24 protein-coding genes are annotated in these 17,922 nt (G+C 26.2%); 3 read left to right on the forward strand and 21 right to left on the reverse strand.

Features of this window, described 5'->3' with window-relative positions; translation table 11 throughout:
• Nucleotides 1-76: 76 nt before the first annotated feature.
• The 4 genes from ACEXNK_RS00650 to hdhB all read right to left on the reverse strand — a co-directional run bounded on the left by ACEXNK_RS00650 (nucleotide 77) and on the right by hdhB (nucleotide 4,346).
• The gene (locus ACEXNK_RS00650; protein ID WP_373600215.1) at nucleotides 77-1,177 is read right to left on the reverse strand and encodes a radical SAM protein; all 1,101 of its coding nucleotides are present in this window, start codon (nucleotides 1,175-1,177) and stop codon (nucleotides 77-79) included.
• A 162-nt stretch (nucleotides 1,178-1,339) separates the two neighbouring features.
• Nucleotides 1,340-2,581 (reverse strand): hypothetical protein, encoded by a 1,242-nt coding sequence (locus tag ACEXNK_RS00655; protein WP_373601521.1) that lies wholly within the window; start codon nucleotides 2,579-2,581, stop codon nucleotides 1,340-1,342.
• Between the two features lie 145 nt (nucleotides 2,582-2,726).
• Complete coding sequence (hdhA, locus tag ACEXNK_RS00660; RefSeq protein ID WP_373600214.1) at nucleotides 2,727-3,509, reverse strand: 7alpha-hydroxysteroid dehydrogenase; 783 nt, start codon at nucleotides 3,507-3,509, stop codon at nucleotides 2,727-2,729.
• Between the two features lie 48 nt (nucleotides 3,510-3,557).
• On the reverse strand, nucleotides 3,558-4,346 hold the full coding sequence (hdhB, locus tag ACEXNK_RS00665; RefSeq protein WP_373600213.1) for a 7beta-hydroxysteroid dehydrogenase: 789 nt from the start codon (nucleotides 4,344-4,346) through the stop codon (nucleotides 3,558-3,560).
• A 196-nt stretch (nucleotides 4,347-4,542) separates the two neighbouring features.
• Between hdhB and ACEXNK_RS00670 the strand changes: the two genes are divergently transcribed.
• The gene (locus tag ACEXNK_RS00670; protein ID WP_373600212.1) at nucleotides 4,543-5,241 is read left to right on the forward strand and encodes a response regulator transcription factor; all 699 of its coding nucleotides are present in this window, start codon (nucleotides 4,543-4,545) and stop codon (nucleotides 5,239-5,241) included.
• Between the two features lie 72 nt (nucleotides 5,242-5,313).
• Here the strand turns inward: ACEXNK_RS00670 and ACEXNK_RS00675 are convergent, their stop codons facing one another.
• On the reverse strand, nucleotides 5,314-6,132 hold the full coding sequence (locus tag ACEXNK_RS00675) for a hypothetical protein (RefSeq protein ID WP_373600211.1): 819 nt from the start codon (nucleotides 6,130-6,132) through the stop codon (nucleotides 5,314-5,316).
• A gap of 14 nt (nucleotides 6,133-6,146) precedes the next feature.
• Complete coding sequence (locus ACEXNK_RS00680; protein ID WP_373600210.1) at nucleotides 6,147-6,476, reverse strand: PadR family transcriptional regulator; 330 nt, start codon at nucleotides 6,474-6,476, stop codon at nucleotides 6,147-6,149.
• Between the two features lie 175 nt (nucleotides 6,477-6,651).
• Here ACEXNK_RS00680 and ACEXNK_RS00685 point away from each other — a divergent pair, with 175 nt between their 5' ends.
• A complete protein-coding gene (locus ACEXNK_RS00685) occupies nucleotides 6,652-7,692 on the forward strand; it encodes an L-threonylcarbamoyladenylate synthase (protein WP_373600209.1) in 1,041 nt (346 codons plus the stop codon).
• Nucleotides 7,693-7,759: 67 nt separating this feature from the next.
• On the opposite strand, the gene ACEXNK_RS00690 is transcribed toward ACEXNK_RS00685, so the two are convergent.
• From ACEXNK_RS00690 to ACEXNK_RS00745, 12 genes are all read right to left on the reverse strand, one after another.
• Entirely contained in the window at nucleotides 7,760-8,194 is a 435-nt protein-coding gene (locus ACEXNK_RS00690; protein WP_373600208.1) for a GNAT family N-acetyltransferase, read from the reverse strand.
• Between the two features lie 19 nt (nucleotides 8,195-8,213).
• Nucleotides 8,214-8,678: a GNAT family N-acetyltransferase gene (locus ACEXNK_RS00695; protein WP_373600207.1), complete on the reverse strand. Its 465-nt coding sequence runs from the start codon at nucleotides 8,676-8,678 to the stop codon at nucleotides 8,214-8,216.
• Nucleotides 8,679-8,778: 100 nt separating this feature from the next.
• Nucleotides 8,779-8,949: a hypothetical protein gene (locus tag ACEXNK_RS00700; RefSeq protein ID WP_373600206.1), complete on the reverse strand. Its 171-nt coding sequence runs from the start codon at nucleotides 8,947-8,949 to the stop codon at nucleotides 8,779-8,781.
• A gap of 210 nt (nucleotides 8,950-9,159) precedes the next feature.
• Nucleotides 9,160-9,891, reverse strand: a complete 732-nt coding sequence (locus tag ACEXNK_RS00705; RefSeq protein WP_373600205.1) for a TIM barrel protein — start codon at nucleotides 9,889-9,891, stop codon at nucleotides 9,160-9,162.
• Nucleotides 9,892-9,925: 34 nt separating this feature from the next.
• Complete coding sequence (locus ACEXNK_RS00710; protein WP_373600204.1) at nucleotides 9,926-10,423, reverse strand: GNAT family N-acetyltransferase; 498 nt, start codon at nucleotides 10,421-10,423, stop codon at nucleotides 9,926-9,928.
• 43 nt (nucleotides 10,424-10,466) lie between these two features.
• On the reverse strand, nucleotides 10,467-10,931 hold the full coding sequence (locus tag ACEXNK_RS00715; RefSeq protein ID WP_373600203.1) for a GNAT family N-acetyltransferase: 465 nt from the start codon (nucleotides 10,929-10,931) through the stop codon (nucleotides 10,467-10,469).
• A 125-nt stretch (nucleotides 10,932-11,056) separates the two neighbouring features.
• Nucleotides 11,057-12,052 carry an HD domain-containing protein gene (locus ACEXNK_RS00720; protein WP_373600202.1) on the reverse strand — a complete coding sequence of 332 codons (996 nt, stop codon included), beginning with the start codon at nucleotides 12,050-12,052 and terminating at the stop codon, nucleotides 11,057-11,059.
• Nucleotides 12,053-12,167: 115 nt separating this feature from the next.
• Nucleotides 12,168-12,770: a histidine phosphatase family protein gene (locus ACEXNK_RS00725; protein ID WP_373600201.1), complete on the reverse strand. Its 603-nt coding sequence runs from the start codon at nucleotides 12,768-12,770 to the stop codon at nucleotides 12,168-12,170.
• Nucleotides 12,771-12,920: 150 nt separating this feature from the next.
• Nucleotides 12,921-13,274, reverse strand: a complete 354-nt coding sequence (locus ACEXNK_RS00730) for a hypothetical protein (RefSeq protein WP_373600200.1) — start codon at nucleotides 13,272-13,274, stop codon at nucleotides 12,921-12,923.
• A 9-nt stretch (nucleotides 13,275-13,283) separates the two neighbouring features.
• Nucleotides 13,284-13,745, reverse strand: coding sequence for a GNAT family N-acetyltransferase (locus tag ACEXNK_RS00735; RefSeq protein WP_373600199.1), 462 nt, complete (start codon nucleotides 13,743-13,745; stop codon nucleotides 13,284-13,286).
• A 46-nt stretch (nucleotides 13,746-13,791) separates the two neighbouring features.
• Nucleotides 13,792-14,562 carry a class I SAM-dependent methyltransferase gene (locus tag ACEXNK_RS00740; protein WP_373600198.1) on the reverse strand — a complete coding sequence of 257 codons (771 nt, stop codon included), beginning with the start codon at nucleotides 14,560-14,562 and terminating at the stop codon, nucleotides 13,792-13,794.
• Nucleotides 14,563-14,737: 175 nt separating this feature from the next.
• Complete coding sequence (locus ACEXNK_RS00745) at nucleotides 14,738-15,376, reverse strand: hypothetical protein (RefSeq protein ID WP_373600197.1); 639 nt, start codon at nucleotides 15,374-15,376, stop codon at nucleotides 14,738-14,740.
• 209 nt (nucleotides 15,377-15,585) lie between these two features.
• On the opposite strand from ACEXNK_RS00745, the gene ACEXNK_RS00750 reads away from it, so the two are divergent.
• Nucleotides 15,586-15,813 (forward strand): hypothetical protein, encoded by a 228-nt coding sequence (locus ACEXNK_RS00750; RefSeq protein ID WP_373600196.1) that lies wholly within the window; start codon nucleotides 15,586-15,588, stop codon nucleotides 15,811-15,813.
• A 49-nt stretch (nucleotides 15,814-15,862) separates the two neighbouring features.
• Here the strand turns inward: ACEXNK_RS00750 and ACEXNK_RS00755 are convergent, their stop codons facing one another.
• The 3 genes from ACEXNK_RS00755 to ACEXNK_RS00765 all read right to left on the reverse strand — a co-directional run bounded on the left by ACEXNK_RS00755 (nucleotide 15,863) and on the right by ACEXNK_RS00765 (nucleotide 17,827).
• A complete protein-coding gene (locus ACEXNK_RS00755; protein ID WP_373600195.1) occupies nucleotides 15,863-16,312 on the reverse strand; it encodes a GNAT family N-acetyltransferase in 450 nt (149 codons plus the stop codon).
• 198 nt (nucleotides 16,313-16,510) lie between these two features.
• Nucleotides 16,511-16,792, reverse strand: a complete 282-nt coding sequence (locus ACEXNK_RS00760) for a hypothetical protein (protein ID WP_373600194.1) — start codon at nucleotides 16,790-16,792, stop codon at nucleotides 16,511-16,513.
• 66 nt (nucleotides 16,793-16,858) lie between these two features.
• Nucleotides 16,859-17,827 carry a hypothetical protein gene (locus tag ACEXNK_RS00765; protein WP_373600193.1) on the reverse strand — a complete coding sequence of 323 codons (969 nt, stop codon included), beginning with the start codon at nucleotides 17,825-17,827 and terminating at the stop codon, nucleotides 16,859-16,861.
• Nucleotides 17,828-17,922: the final 95 nt, after the last annotated feature.

A 17,922-nucleotide genomic window follows, 5' to 3' on the forward strand; every position in this document is an offset into this window, starting at 1 on the left:
AACTTTTAAAGATGTAAATCCATTAAAAGTTCATCATAATAGTTACCATCAGTTTGAATATTATTTTTATGAGTTCCTACTTTAACAATTCCCCATTTTCATGTAAGTTTTCTCCATACATATGTATATACTTCATAATTAAATCTTCTTCAGTATAAATACTTATCCCATCTAAGTTTCCACATTCTTTCGCAAGTTTTGATATAGGTACTTCATACATAAGCTTTAATCCTAATGAAGCATTATTTATATAGTTATCCATAATTTTTTCTACACTATCGTAATTTAAATTACCTAAACTCCACCATGGCACAACTTCACCTGCATTACAGTAAACCTCTAAATCTGAAGTTATCATAAATGACAATATAAAAGGATACTCACTTAAACTATCATTGTTTTCCAACAACTTTGGTAACAACTCTTTTTCCTCATATCCAAGTATTGCTTTAATATCTTTAGAATTAAAGTATTTCAAAGTTTTCTCTTTTAAATATGTAGGTATAGAGTCTAATATATTAGCTTTAGGTCTTATATTTTCCAAGTTAAATGCTTCTCCATATGGAGCTGGTAGGTATACAAAAACTTCAAATTCTTTACCTATAGCTTTTACTCTATCTTCAAGTTTTAAATCTTCTATTAACTTAGTAAAAGCCTGTAATTCACCTTTATTTTCTTCATTTAAAAACAACTGCCATCTAGGAACAATACCTTCTTCTATTAGCCTGTCTGTAGCTATTAAATTATCTTTAAAAGTTCCCTTTCGTCCTGCAAAATAATCTGTGTTTTCTTCTAATCCAAAGAATGTTATTTGACATTTTTGTGTACCTATATCTTTTGCCCACTTAACATAATCTTTATCTCTGGCTATCCTCCAAACACTCATAAGTTCAAATCTTTTTACTTCATCTGAAAGTTCTTCTTCTAAATCATATAGTTCTTTATAATTAGGTAGATAGTCTGGCTCTCTAAACCAAGTACTCACAAAAACCTTATTAAAATATGTACTGTCATCTTCATTTATTTTATAATTTCTAAACTCATTTACAATCTCTTTTATTTTTTCAATATCTATTTTTTTATTTTTCAAATGACCTATCCAACAATGTTTACATCTATTTGGACACCCCCCCATATCAAAAGCTATGGATATTTCATTATTTCTTAATTTAGGCATAACTTTGCTCCTTCTATTTTCATTATTAAGAGTTTATATTCTTTATGTATTTGCTATAACCTTTAAATTTGAACAACTTAACTTATATTTACTTTGAAAGCTTCTTTATTAAACAAAAAAACCATGACTTATTAGCCATAGCTTTTATTTATATAATTAACTTTAATCTTCCATTACTATTTTAGAGCGTTCACTATCTCTTATTAATATTAAATATTGAAAATAATTAGTTATAGGATTGCCTTTATAATCAATTGCCTCTGTCTCATATGGATTAATAGTGTTTTCTTTAAATGGAGATTTGCTATTATTTAGTTTAAATATGGTTGCGTTTGAATCTGAATTTAAATAATCCTTGAATAATTCATCATCTATATATGAGTAATTATAGCTTTTTGCAGTTTTATAAGGATAATATCCATAATTTATTGATAATATCTTTCCTTTATAATCTTTATCTTTATTTAATAATGCTGCAAAATAATTTATATCTAAAGAATAATCATTATGATACAATGTATCTTGAAATACATGATAACTTCCCCACTGCCCAAAATATACTGGATTTTCTAACTTTGAATCTATTAATTTAAAGTTTTCATATATATGACTATCCCTTTTAATACGGTACTCTCCAGAGTCACTAGAATTTAGATAACTATTCATAAAATTGTATAAGTTCTTTATTACAAGTTTGAATCCATAAAAGTATTCTTTAAATATACTTTTATACTTTTCTTCATTATTTTTTATATCTTCAATAAGTTCATTTATACTAGTTGATATATTTTCATAGCTAGTTTTTGAATTGTAATTAAAATCTTTTAATTTAGATAGTACAGTTTTTAACTCATCAGTTAAACTATCTTTATCCTTTACAACCTCAAGTATGTATTCGTAAGTAGCTTGTGATTCTATATCTGCACCTACTATTTTTATCTTTTCATCATCTGGAAGAGTTTGATTAAATCTATAAACATCTATAAAATGATCGTATCTTTCCTCTGTATAATACTTTTGATTTTTATAAATATCAAAATAATCTTTTAAAATAGTTTCATCCCCACTTTCTAGGTATTTATTTATAAAATGTGCATCTGCATGACCTATTTCTTCTAAGTAATAATTAACCCCTGCTTCCTTTTGAAAATATTTTAAAAGTTTTAGCTCCACAATTTGATTTTGATCTAAATTATGATATTCCCCTGCAAAAATAATTTTCTTATCTTTTAAATCTTTATCTAATAACTCCAATCCTGAAAAATTCTCTTCCTCTTGTAAATTTAAATCTGCATAATTCTTTTTTAAGTACTCATCTGTACTTTTATATGGTTTATTTAAATAAATCATATATACTACACTTAAAATTATAATTATGCCAATTAACACCTTACTCTTTCTCAATACTTCACCTCCTTATATTATTAGTACATTATATTCTATGTCTATTAGTCCTAACCTCTAAATTTAAACTTAAATATAAATAAAAGCACTCTCAAAATCCATTTGCTTAGATTCTAAGAGTGTTATTTTTATTTTAATCATTATATTATTTTACACAATCGCCATACATAGGAGTAAATTTACCAAAAGCTCCTGCTACTTCCATAATTTCTCCTGTAACATACGAAGATTCATCAGAAGCAAAGAATAGTACGGCATTAGCTATATCATCAGGTTTACCTGGTCTATTCATCGGAACATGTTTTAAGAATGTATTTAAAAATTCCTCACTCATATTTTGAAGTGCAGCTTTAGTTGTTATAAATCCAGGTAACACAGCATTACATCTTATATTATATTTAGCACATTGTACTGCAATATTTTGAGTTAATGAGTTAATGGCAGCTTTAGATGTACAATAACCTATTCTTGATAAATCAGGAACTACTGAACCAATTGTAGAAATATTAATAATACTTCCGCCTCCACTTTTCATCATACTTTTAATTGCAGTTTGACTTGTAATAAATACACTTTGTAAATTTGATATAACTGTATTAAAATAATCTTCGCTATTTGTATCTATTATGGTTTTATCAATTTTTACATCATTTCCACCATAGTTATTTACTAAAATATCAATTTTACCTTCATTTTTAATTACTTCTTCAACCATATCAACGTAAGTTTTTCCGTCTTTTGCATTAAAATAAGCAAATTTTGCAATTCCTCCAGAGCTCTCAATGTCTTTTATAACTTCATTTGCTAATTCCTCATTTCTTGCTCCTATGTAAACAATAGCACCATTTTCAGCTAATTTTTTAGCACTTGCTAGTCCTATTCCTTTTGTTGCAGCCGTTACTAACGCTATCTTATTTTTTAATTTCATAGTTTCCCCTCCTAAAAATGTCTATAATCTTTTAATTTAATTCTATAATTATCCTCTATGAGTAAACATCTTTCCTAATTCTTCTATTATCTCATCTCTTTCTTTTGTCTCTATTCTCTTTTTATGATTTTTTCTATTTCTTTCACCTACTAAATATGAGAACTTAACACCTAATTGATCTAACCCTTCTTTAGCTACATCTTCTGGATACATTGCTGCTGCAACAGCATCTTCATCTGCTGGTTTATTTTGCAACCATGTAGGTGTAATCGTAGATCCTGCAACCATTAATAACACATCTACATTAGTATCTTTGCATTCATATGCTACTCCTTCTGTAAGTGTCATCATGTAAGATTTTTGAGCTGCATATTCTGCACAAAATGGTAAAGAAGTCCATCCAGATAAAGAACCTATAGTTACAAAAGCTCCTCTGTTTCTTTCTTTGAATTCTCCTATAAAATGGTGTAATAACTTAGAGAAAGTTCTTATATTTACTCTATACATTTGCTCATATTTAGAGTAATCAACTTTATCATATTGTCCCATTGAGTGTAAGCATGCAACATAATTTATTAATCCCATATCTAAATCTTTAGTGTAATCTATAATCTTTTCAGCTGCATCATACTCAGATAAATCCTGTTGTAATACTCTTATTTCTCTTCCTGTTTCGTTATTTATATCTTTAGCTAAAGCTTCTAACGCCTCTTTTCTTCTTCCAACTAAAATTACATCCATTCCTCTTCTAGCTAGTTCATAAGCATTTGCTTTACCTATTCCTTCTGTAGCTCCAAGTACAATTCCCCATTGTCCATATTTTTCTCTAAAATTCATTTTGAACTCCTCCAGTACTTTATTGTTTTACAAAATTCCACCTCAATATTATGTTGATATAAATAGATATTACTCTTTTAAAAATGTCAATTCAAAGGTTTGTTTGTGGCAATTTTATAATTGTTAATACCGCTATTGTGATATAATTTTTAGTATATTATTTTATTGCTTACGTATTACTTAGGAGGAGATATACTTGGAGAAATGTATTTATATTGCAAATAAAGATATTCTAGAGTGTGAATATGTGAAATCATTTTTAATTCATGAAGGTTTCTCTGTAAAAACATATACATCTGGTAATATTATGATTAATGAATTTTATTCTAATCCATGTGATTTAGTTGTTCTAGATACAAATATTGATGGGTTAGATGTGATGACAGTTTGTTCTATACTTAGAAGCATTAGTCCTGTGCCTATAATTTTATTATCTTCAAGTACTAGTGATTTAGATAAAATTACTGCACTTAACTTAGGATGTGATGATTGCATGTGTAAGCCACTTTCTTATCTTGAGTTTTTAGCTCGTATAAAAGCTATATTTAGAAGAATTGATTTAGATACTAATGTTAATAATTTAGATAGAAGTATAGTTTATTTCGGAGATATTATAATAAATAAAAAACAATTTAATGTTAAAATAAAAAATTCAGATGTAAAGCTAACAAAGAACGAATTTGAGTTGGTTTTGTATTTAATAGAAAATAAAGATAGGGCTGTAAGTAGACATGAGCTATTACGAAAAATTTGGGATTTTAAAAATAATCCAATTGATAGTAGAGCTACCGATGATACTATAAAAAGATTGAGAAAAAAGCTTTCTACATATAAGTCGACTGTATCTATAAAAACAATTCGTGGGTTTGGTTTCAGAATTATTACCTCAGAATAGATATAAATAAAGCAACTGGATTTTAAAAGTTTCTTCCAGTTGCTAGTAGCATATCTTGATTCTAATATACACTTATTTTGTGTCTTTATCATCTCTAGCTTGTATATATGATATTCCATAAAATAATACAAATGCAATTGTCATAGATACTAAAACTATAGTTTTCCCAGGTTGCTCAGTGGCTGAGAAATTTATAGATTTTAATCTAGTTAATATCCCTAGAGTGCAAGCTACTATAATAATGGGTATAAATGAATAAAATAATTTTTCTCTTAAGCTATATACTAGTCCTAATCCCCCACCTATTACAATTATCCCGATTCCTAAGCTTCCTTCTAGTTTAACTTCAAAAGTATTAGGCATAAACTTTTCCATCAATACTATTAAAATTATATATACAACAAACAAACCAATCATACTTAAAGTTGTCTTTTTGGAATTACTTGAATAAATACTGTCCCCCAAAATATTCATAATAACATTTATAACTATAAGTGTAACAACTAATCCAATTAAAAACTTAACTACATCTATTCCTTCACTAGGATTTATTAGTTTAGGAAATATAGTAACTAATACATATATTCCACTAACACTAAAAAATAATTTAGCTCTTTCTTTAAAAGAACTTTTATTTGTATTTTTTAATATTTCATCACTAATCTCTTTAGGATTTTTTCCAAAATAATCTGCAGTTTTAATACCTTGATTTTGCGCCTCTATAATATCTGTTAAAATTTCAAGCAATGATTCTTCAAGTTGCAATTCATCTTTTAAAAAGCTTTTAGCTCTTATATAAACTAATATATCTTCATAAAATTCTTTATTTTCCTCATTTAATTGTTCTCTATATGTATTATTTATTTCTACAAGTTCTTTTGCATTTTGCACATTTTTTCACTCCCCTATTTTATACTTAAAATGTTGTTTACACTATTTGATAATTCTTCCCATTGTTTTTCAAACATTTCTAATTGTAGTTTTCCTTTATCAGTAAGCTTATAGTATTTCCGCATAGGGCCTTCCTCTGATGCTCTCATTTCCCCCTCTATTAATTCTTGCTTTTGAAGTTTTAATAATAATGGATATATAGTCCCATCTGATACAGTCGAAATTCCATATTCCTTTAACTTTAAGTTCATTTCATATCCATAAACTTCTTTTTGTCCGATAATTTTCAAAATACATCCTTCTAATATACCTTTTAGCATTTGTGAAGATATAGTATTTTTCAAATTTATCACCACCTTTATATAGCTATCTTGTTTTACAATATAGCTATATATTATCACTATAGAACTATATTGTAAAGCAAGATAGCTTTTTATTTAATTAGAAATTAAACCTTTCAAACTATTTTATTTTTTAATATAATAGTAAATACAAACTACTTCAAGAGGGGGATTTTTTGTGACAATAAAAACAGAGATTTTAGATGTTAGAAATTTAGATAACAATTACGATAATATCATAAAAGGGGCAAAATATTTAAAAGAAGGTAATGTTGTTGCCATTCCAACAGAAACAGTATATGGATTAGCAGCCGATGCTTTTAATGAAGATGCAATTAAAAAAGTATTTGAAGTAAAAGGTAGACCTCAAGACAATCCATTATTAGTACATATCTATAAACTAGACCAAGTCTATGATATATGTACCAATATGCCAGAAGAAGTTGAAAAGGTATTTGAATCTTTCTGGCCAGGTTCAGTAACTTTAATTTTCGATAAAAAGGATTGTATTTCAGATACTGTTACAGCTGGTATGAAAACTGTAGCTGTTCGTTTCCCAAAAAGCGATATAGCAAGGGCTATAATTAAAGAAAGTGGCACTTTATTAGTAGCCCCATCTGCAAATTTATCAGGAAAACCATCAACAACTAGTGCAAGTCATTGTTTTAATGACTTAAATGAAAAAATTCCTTGTATTCTAGATGGAGGTTCATGTTCAATCGGTTTAGAATCAACAATTATAGATATGTCTACTGAAAATCCTGTTCTTTTAAGACCAGGTGCAATAAGCTTAGATGAAATACAAAATGTTATTCCAAATCTTGTGTATGAGAAGAAGTTATTAGGAGTTAAAGAAGATGAAATTCCAAAAGCTCCAGGAATGAAATACAGACACTATGCCCCAGATGTTCCAGTAACTTTAGTTGAAGGTGATTATTCAAAAACAGCTAATTATATTAAGGTGAATATTAAAAATAATGACGTTGTAATTTGTTTTGATGAGTTTTTAAATTATTTTAAATACCATAAACATACATATAGATTAGGAAGTTATAAAACTTTAAATACAGCTGCAAATAGAATATTTGATTTACTTAGAGAATGTGATAAATTAGACATAGATCACATATACATACAAGCTCCTATTAATATAGGATTAGGAAATTCTATATTAAATAGGTTAGAAAAAGCAAGTGCAGGAGATATAATTCACATATAAATATACATAGTAAAAAGTCCTATATAGGGCTTTTTACTATGTATATCTCAAAACTAATATTAATATATTATTTATCCTGTAAATTCTTTTTCAAATAATATCGTTTATGATCTATTGGGCAATCATCTAATACCCCAAAAACCTCATATCCATGTTTAATATAAAAATCTTTTGCCTGAAAATCAAATGTATCTAAATGAATTAATTTACACCCTTTTTCTTTTGCAATATTCTCTACTTCTTTTAAAAGAATAGATCCATATCCTTCTTTTCTATATTCATCTTTAACCCATAAAACATCTACATATAAACAGTTCCAACAGTATAATATGCTATTTATCCCTGCTAATACTTCCCCATTTAATCCTTTTATAACTCTATTAATTGGAATAAATGATTCTTCCTTGTTGAATGGAACTTTAGATAAATTATATTCAACTATTCCATCATCAACCACTTTACACTCTTGACTTGTACTTTCTTCAATAGTATAATTTTTCATATTTAATCCCCCCTTAGTCTTATAATTTTTGTATCATTATCAAGCAAGGAACGCTTTCACTCCATATTTCTTTTATTTCTTCTAGTGGGTAAAATCCATTACTTTTATAAAAACTTCTAGTTTTTTTATAATTTTTATCTGGATGAGAATCTCCTAGTGTTTTAACCATAAGAAACTTATAATTATTATTTAATAAATCATTCTTAACTTTATCAATTAGCATAGTTCCTATTTTTTTATTATGATAATCTTTTAATACTCCTATTACATATATTTCAGCAGTATATTCATTATTAAACTTTATACTTATTAATCCAACTGGTTTTTCTAAATCATAAGCTACATAAAAATCTGTACTTCTTGCACCTTCTGAGTACTCTATAATTGATTCTTCAGGTGAAAACCATTCAGGTAAATTTCTTAATACATCATTAGTTACTTTTTCCTTATTAGCTTCATCAAATATTTTACAAACCTTAATCATAATCCTCATTCTCCCCCTATTAATTTTAGCATTCTCTAAAATTTACATTAAAAATGCCCTTAAAATTATTTAGTTAAATTCCAAAGGCATTAAATTAAAATTAAACTATTATATGAGTTTTTTCAGATTTTTTCAATCCACATTTTTCAAGTAATTTATCCCATATATCTCCAACACTACATCCTAGTGCCAATTCAACAACAACAATATATAAAATATAGATAGGTACTATAATTAAGTATTTTTGAAAATTATTTAAAACCCTAATCATGCTATCACCACCAAGTTTTAGTTTATATCACACAATTTTAAAATACTTCTTACTTTTAATTATATCACAATATCTACTTATACATTTTTATTCTTATTTATACATTTAGTTTATATCATCTATATTTTCAAATAAAATTACATCTCCAATTTTAGTAATCTTACCATCCTTTACTATTATTCCTCCATTATCTTTTATTGCATAAACCTTTTACAACTTCTTAATTATTTTTTCTATTATCTCTTTTGACCTTATTATATCTTTATCTTCATTAACAATCTCTAGTATAATTTTCCCTTTGTAGTTGCTTAATACATTTTCAAATATATATTCAAAATCTATATCTCCATAACCGATTGGTAAATGCTCATGAATTACACTAAATCTACTATCAGTTATATGCAATAACCTAGGCATCTTAATATCAACCATAGCCTTTAAATGTTCATAATTGTCTATATGAGCTATATCTAGTAAAAACTCTAGATTTTCATTAGCTTTAAAAATAAACTCTATTTCACTGGGATCTGTAAATATAGGATCTAGCTTACTATTATTTTCTAAGTATAATGTAATATCTTCTGGTTCAAGTAATTTAAGTGCAAATTTTATACTTTTATCTAACTTATATAGTGTATTTTCATCAATAGGTTCATTTTTACATACTGGATGTATTATCAATTCTTTATGTTCTAGCTTCTTCAATATGTCCACTAATTTTGGTATATGCTCATAAAATTCATTTATATCTAGTACAGCATGAATTATAGTTGGAAACTTGTATTTATTTATAGTTTTAATAAAATCCTCATCATATGGATGCATAGACATCCCCCTATTGTCATACCATAATTGCATTAATTTAAAGCCATTGTCTTTTGCAAATTCAACCTCATCTTCATATCTATTGAAAAATCGTGCAAGACAGCCAATCTCAACCATTTCCACTCCACCTCTTTAATTATTAATTTAACTATTATATCTGTTTCAACATATATAATGCTTCTAATTTTTTTCCCGACCAATCAAGTTCAATAGTCTTTACTTCTATAAAACCTCTATCCTTCCAAAACTTTAAAACCTTATTATTATAATTTTTTAATACATCAATTCTTATATTCTTGCATCCTAAAGATTTTAAATATAATTCAAATGCGTCGTAAATACTTTTTCCTATGCCTTTTGATTTATAGTCCTTATGTATAATCATCAATGACAAATAATATAACTCGTCATCACTAAAATCTATTAAACCTACTATCCTATTTTCTTTTTTACTTACTATCTTACAACATTTAAAATTGTATTTATTCATTTGTTCTATTTCATTAGTTATCCACATCTTATCTATTTCTAAAAAATTTGTATGATTATTTAAAAACTCTGTATTAGTATTATAAATGCTTATTAAATACTCTAAGTCTTTTTCTTTATTAATATAATCAACACAATATTCATCAGTTTCAAATAACAATTTTTTCCCCTACTTTCATAAAATGTGCTTTGTCTTTAATAAATTACTTATTGATTAGTTTCATACATATAAAAGTAACTGAGTTACAAAAAGACTTAGTATGTTCTGTATCAAATGCAACAAATCCTAATTTTTTATATAAATTTATAGCTCTCTTGTTCCAATCCACAACTCTTAAACATATATCTCCCTTAAATGAAATTTCATTTCTAACAAAGTTTATACAATCTCTTACAAACTCTTCACCTAGACCTTTACCCGTATCTTCTGGTCTTATTCCAAGTCCAATCTCAACTTTATCTAATTTAAATATATACGAATATACTCCAAACAACTTTCCTTCATCATCAAGTACAGCAAAATAATGAGTGCTATCATCTTCAAAAATTTCTTCTAGGGTTTCTTCTATTGCATACTCAGGTATATTATAAAATTCGTAAGGATAATCATATTTCCAATTTATATATGAATCTGCTTGCTCTTTATTCATCTCAACTATTTTTCTCATGCTCTCCTCCTAAATAAAAATATAACCTCGCTAAATTATTTATACCCTTATTAATTGCATAATAATTAAAGGTTATATTCTATAATAGCTAGAATATAACCTTTATATTACAATAATTTTTATCTTTACTTTGTATCTACTATATATTTAATTGCTAAGTCATCTAGTTCTATTTTCAGCTTTAGCATATTAAGCTTTTTAGCTATAGGTGAAAAAATCTCTATTGTTTCTCTCGATTTTTCCTTATATGAATCTTCATTCATATACTTTATTGTCCTCATATTGTGAAGTCTATCCGCTAATTTTATTACAAAAGCTCTTCCATCTAAGATGTTCGTATCATCTAGTAACTTTTCAAAATCTTCTTTATTAAATTTATAAAAATTTATAACTTTCTCTAACAAATTTCTTATTTCTTTTGAAAATATTTCTTCAATTCCCTCTAAAGTTATATCTGTATCTTCTTCAAAAATATCATGTAAAATTCCTACTATTATCATTTCTTTATCTGATTCTAATTCAGATAAAATTAAAGCAACATTCAATGGATGGGTTATATATGGTTCATTAGATTTGCGATAACTATAACAATGTACTTTTAAAGCTATATTATATGCTTTGTCTATCATATCTAAATCTATTTGTGAAAATCTATCTTTTATGTTGTTTTTTAATTGATTATACAATACATTATAATCTGTAAAGTCAACTGGTGATGTTATAAATACATTTGCATTTTCAAGTTTATTATCCATACCTGCATCAGCTCCATTTTCATTTTTTAAATATTCTAATATACTAATTGCATAAGCTATATGATCAGAAGGAGTGAATCCAAACTTTTTCTTAAATGCCTTTGAAAACCCACTATGAGTTTCATATCCATAATCCATAGATACATCTGTTATTTTTCTACCATTTAATAACTCTTTTGATGCTAATATAAGTCTTCGTTCTTTTACATAATCCATTATAGATAATCCCATTTTTTGTTTAAAAATTCTTGAAAAATGAAACTCTGAATATCCTATTTCATTAGCTATATTTTTTATTGATAATTCCTTTTTAATATTCAATTCTATATATTCAATGCACTTTAAAATAATATCTTCATATTCCAATTTGAATTCCCCCCTTCTTTTAGAATCTTATTTTATATTATTATATTTAAATTTAAATTAAATGGCTGTTCCTATCTTGCTTAATTAACTTGTTATTCTAAATAATTTCTAAATTTTATGTATGCGATGTGTCTGCTTCTAATATAAATTTAAAATTCCCCTCATTATAATCTAATATGGTCAAACAAGTATTCTTTATATATGGAGGGTTCCAAAAATCTTTTACTTCATATTTCTTTAAAATTGCATAAATAGCTTTTATAACTATAGTATGAGTAACTAATAGTATATTTTCACCGTTGTTTTTACTTATAATATCATTTAAAGTATTTTCCGTTCTTTTTATAAGTTCATCAAAAGTTTCTCCACCATTTGGCTGGTATAAATGTGGTTCATTCCAAAATCTATGATGTTCATCCTTATAATCATTTATAACCTCCGCACGGTGCATTCCTTCCCATGTACCAAAGTTCATTTCCTTTAAATTCTCATATACTTCTATAGGTATATTTCTATCCCCATTTATAAGTAAAGCTGTATCATAAGCTCTTGTTAGTGGACTAGTATAGATATAATCTATTTTAGTATCTTTTAAGCTGCTTCCTAATTTTACTGCATCTAATTTACCTCGTTCTGTTAAATCAGAATTTTTAGCACCTTGCATTCTACCCTCTACATTCCACTTTGTTTGACCATGTCTTGTTATATATATTTTCAATCTTAATTTGCTCCTTCATCTTATATATTTTAATTTATCTTAATTTAATTCTATTTTTATCTTTATTGTCCTTTACAATGTTTTTATTATTTATTAAATCTAAAAAATAGCTATCTAAATCATCTAGATAGCTATTTTTATACAGTTTATTTAATTTTTTGCAATAGAATATATTAAAGCAATATATACAATATACTCAAATACTACATTTACCCCATAACCTATAAATCTTGATGATATTAGTAATATTACTATAGCAGCAATTGCAAGTATAAGTTTTCTATTATTATAAACTTTAGCTTCTACTTTATCTTCTTCCGCCCAGCTTCTTTGCTCTACTAATTTCTTTATGTTATTATTAATACTTATAAGCACACATATTAACAATATCATTAGAGTTGAATTAAAGTTATTATTTGTATTTTCTATAGCCCATGTAATATTATCTATTGAATTAGCAATTTGACTTAATTGAAGTTCAATGTTTTGAATTATTTGTTCCATTAAGCCCTCCTAATATTCCATAATATAAAACTCACCCTTTCCTAAGCAAGTTTCTTGTTCTTTTATACCAACAATGTTAAATCCTTGTGACTTGTAACAATTAACTGCTCTTTTATTCCAAGTTCTAACCTCTAAAACAATCTTTTTATTAGGATATTTTTCTTTACATTTTTCTATAGATAATTTAGTAATAATCTTGCCAAATCCATTACTACAATATATTGGATTAACTCCTATACCAAAAAACACCTGTTTTCCTTCATCCAATAAGTTTGTAAAACCAACTATATCATTTTCTTCATTAGTATATGCTGTAAATCTACTTCGTTTTGTATCATCACATAAAGAGTATTTTTCTTTAACCATTGTATCCCAATCCGGTAAATTATAAATACTATATTCCCCTTCATATTTCCAAGTGGATATTTCTCTAGCTTGAATTTCTGTTAATGTATTAGATTTTAATATCATTTTTTCATCCCCATTTTATATATTAAATACACCATCATTATAATAACTATAGCTTTATTGCTCTTGTTGCAATATATGTGTCTATATATGGATCTAACAATCCTCCACCTAGTTTATCTTCATAAAACCCAACTATTGCAAATCCCGCTTCAATCTGTCCACCTATCTGAGTTTGTAACGAATGCCCAAACTCCAATGTATCCTTGGCTTTTATTCTTTCTTCTAATTGTTCTTTTGAAAGTTGTTCTAAGTCTGAATAAGGTATACTCTTATTCACTACTAAGTTTTTATTTTTCTCCCACTCTTCTAAATCAAATATATATACTAATGGATTAACAAACCCTGCTATAAGTATTCCATTAGGCTTTAACACTCTATAACACTCTTTCCATACTTTTTCTACATTATCTATAAAACAATTAGATACAGGATGATATATTAAGTCAAAACTTTCATCTTCAAACCTTGATAAATCTCTCATATCACCCTTTTCAGTTCTTAAATCTAAATTATCTCTTTTAGCTACCATCTCATCTTTTGATAATTGAGCTTTACTATTATCAAATACAACGACACTTGCTCCTAATGCTGCAAATATAGGTCCTTGCTGTCCCCCTCCTGATGCAAGACATAACACTTTCTTTCCTCTTACATCTCCAATCCATTCTTTAGGTGCAAACTTAGTTGGCCCTATATGGATTTTATAATCACCTTGTCTAGCTTTTTCTATTTCCTTTGAAGTTACAGGTATTGTCCACTTATTGCCCATCTTAACTTCATTATCCCATGCCTTTTCATTATGAGCTCTTATATCCATAAAATATCCCCCCATCTTACATTTCTACTTATAATTAATTGTAGCTATGTAGCTTATCATTTACACTAATATTCACAATATTTTTAATTTATACCTAAAAAAGACTATATTAAAATATCTAGAAAATAATAAATATATTTTCTTAAAATACTTTAAAATAGTCTTTTTAAATAAATTATATATCTTTTACATCTATAGCTCTTTTTAGTAATCCTTTAAAATTTTCAACATCATGGCTATATATATTTATAGTCTTAACTTTATCATCTTTATAAGTTAAAACTAAATCTTTATAGTTATATCCTTTATAAGATGGTTTAACTTCATATAAAGTAAAATTTCCAAACTTATATAAATTTCCATCTTCTAAAATTATCCCTTCTTTATATAAAATACCTTTTTTCTCATCTCTAATAACCTTTATTACTCTCCAAAAATAAGCAATACAGCATATAACTGTACTTATAAACATTAAAGTAATAACTTTATATTCAAAACTAGCATCGCTAAAATTCAATAAAGTAGCTATGTAATCTTTATGATTTAATTTAGTTCCATCAGCAAATAGTAATAGCAACATATAACAAAAAGAGTAATCACAATTAATTTGTTTACAATATAAATCGATTTTATTAGTAACAACTTTTTTAAGCTTTCCTCTTTTGATTAATTTAGTTATATTTTCATATGTTAACCATAATGTAAATCCAGTAATTGCAATACATGCTAATACTCCTCTTCCAGTCAAAATCCCTAAAATTAAAACTATTGTAAAAACTACTATACAATTTGTTTTTAATTTTAATTTTTTCATTGCTCCCACTTCCTTAATTCCTTATTGTACTCAATATATTACCATATATTGGACTATTTTATTAAAAAATGGACTAAGATATAAAATTTATGGAGTAAAATAAATATGAACTTAAAATTTTTATTTATACTTTTTACAAAAAACAACAAGAATCTTTATTATGCTATGTTACAATTTACTCATAAAATAGAATTAGGAGAGATTTTCACATGTTTAATAATTGGAATTTTAAAAAACATACTATTATGTCAATTTTAATTTCACTTGGTATTGGAATGTACATAGCTATAGGTTCTGTAAGTAGTGTTGGTTCTATAGAAGGAATTGATGGTGGTCCAAGTGCAATGTATATCAGCTATAACCTTTCTACAGCAGTATTAATCGCTACATTGACTCTAGTATTATCACTTGCTAGTTATAATTTAATTAAAAAATAATCTACTAAAAATAATAAAAGGTTGGAAAATCCAACCTTTTAATTTTATGTTATTTAATTGTATATATAAACATACTTTCTCCATTGCTTGGATCTATTTCATTCATATCTTCGAATCCAACACTTGTATAAAGATTATATGCTACTTTATTGCCTCCAATTATACTCAAATATATAGTATCTACTTCATATTCTTTAGAAACTACTTCTACAAGTTTTTTCATTGAAGTTTTTCCTATTCCTTTTCCCTGATGCTTTTCATCTATAAGTAATCTATCTATCCAAGTTCTCCAATTTCCATAATCAAAATGGCCATACATCGCAAACCCAACAACTTCATCTTCATTGTATATTGCTACTGGATGCCACTCTTTATATTCTCTAGCTTCTTCTAAACAATCCTCTATCGTCTCTATAAAACCTTCTTGTCCTGGTTTTAATTTTAGATTTTTAACTTTTTCTATATTTTTTTCGTCAATATCCTTAAAGTGAATTTTCATTTTATCCCTCATTTTCTTTTTATAATTTATAATTGTAAACCCTTTAAAATTAAAATTTCTAACTCCCACCTTCTATTCAATTACATTAATAAAATATATCTTTTTATTATAATCTAAATACTTGATAAAATGTAGTTCTTTTATTTGTTTTCATACAAAAAACTACCTTAACTATAGGTAGCTTTTGTAAAGTTTAATTTATTTATTGTTGTTCATACTTAACTTTGGATATACAAGACTTAAGATTATAGATATAATTATACCTATTATTAGCCCAAAGTACATCATAGAGAAAAAAGCAATTGTAGTAAGCATACAAAAGCTATCTAGTTCATTTTCTAATATAGCTCTTTTATTTTCATAATCACCACTAACTATTAACTTATCCTCTTGCTTTTTTAATTCTTTTACTTTATATGTTTTTTTCATAATAAAATAGAATATAGCAGATACAACAATTACATAAATAAATCTAGCCAATTCAACCACCCCATTGCCACATTTTATTTAGTATAAAGCTAATAAATATATTCTTTGTTATAACTCCTAACCCTTTTTATTTTCTAAACATTTTTTAGGATCAATATATATAAGTTCCCATTTTCCTTCTTTATTTTTCTTATAATCAGCTATTTTTATATCATATCCATTAGTTAACTGATAAAATAATACATAGTATTCATTTTTATCTTTATCTTTAAAATATGCTTTTTTCTCGTATCCATCTTGTTTAATTTCAATACTTCCATCTACTAATGAACACCAATCTTTATATTTAATATCTAAAATAAGCTTAGCATCATAATGCCATCCATGATAAGGTGCGCATAAGTAGTCTTCAGGTGAATATGCCATATTACTTATTTTGTAAGCTCCATTTTCTTCTGTTAAATAAACATAACCATAATAATAAGCAAATACACCTTTATTTTCATCCGTACCTTCAATTACTTCTAGCTCTACAAAGTATTTTAATCCATCTAAATCTTTCTTATCTTTTGGTACTTCATTTAATTTTATTAGATTTATATGAAGTTTATTTTTAAAAGAATTTACATACTCATTATAACTATATTTTTCTTTGTATTCGTTAGATAAAAAATTATATGCAACAGGATAAGGTCCTCTCATATCTCCTAATGTTCCACACCCTGTTTTTGTTTGATTCGTTGGATTAGCAGCTTCTCTTAAAACACTAAAATAATTTATTATAGTATCTTTTGGAGTTTTTAAAAACTTATCAGGTATAGTTAAATTATTATTTTCACTTCCAAACATATCATATAAAGAGTTTTCTATTCTATCATTTAATACAGGTAAATTAGATGGCCTAAAAAATCTCTCTAAAGTATTTTTCTGATTATATTCTTCATTTCTTTTTTCATGTTTTGAATCACATATATTTAAATAATTACCACCTAATATTAATTCTTGCTTAAGTTTTTCACTTGCGTTTATTATCGTTGTTGTTCCTAACAATGCAACTATAAATAATGTCATTATCTTTTTTCTCATATTGTCAATTCTCCTTTTGCTTTTGATATATTTATTATTTGTATTATTTTCGTAAAAACACTTTATTTTAAATATCCATTTAATTACAATTATAT

Source organism: Paraclostridium bifermentans (assembly GCF_964259345.1).
GTDB classification, from domain to species: Bacteria; Bacillota; Clostridia; order Peptostreptococcales; family Peptostreptococcaceae; genus Paraclostridium; species Paraclostridium bifermentans_B.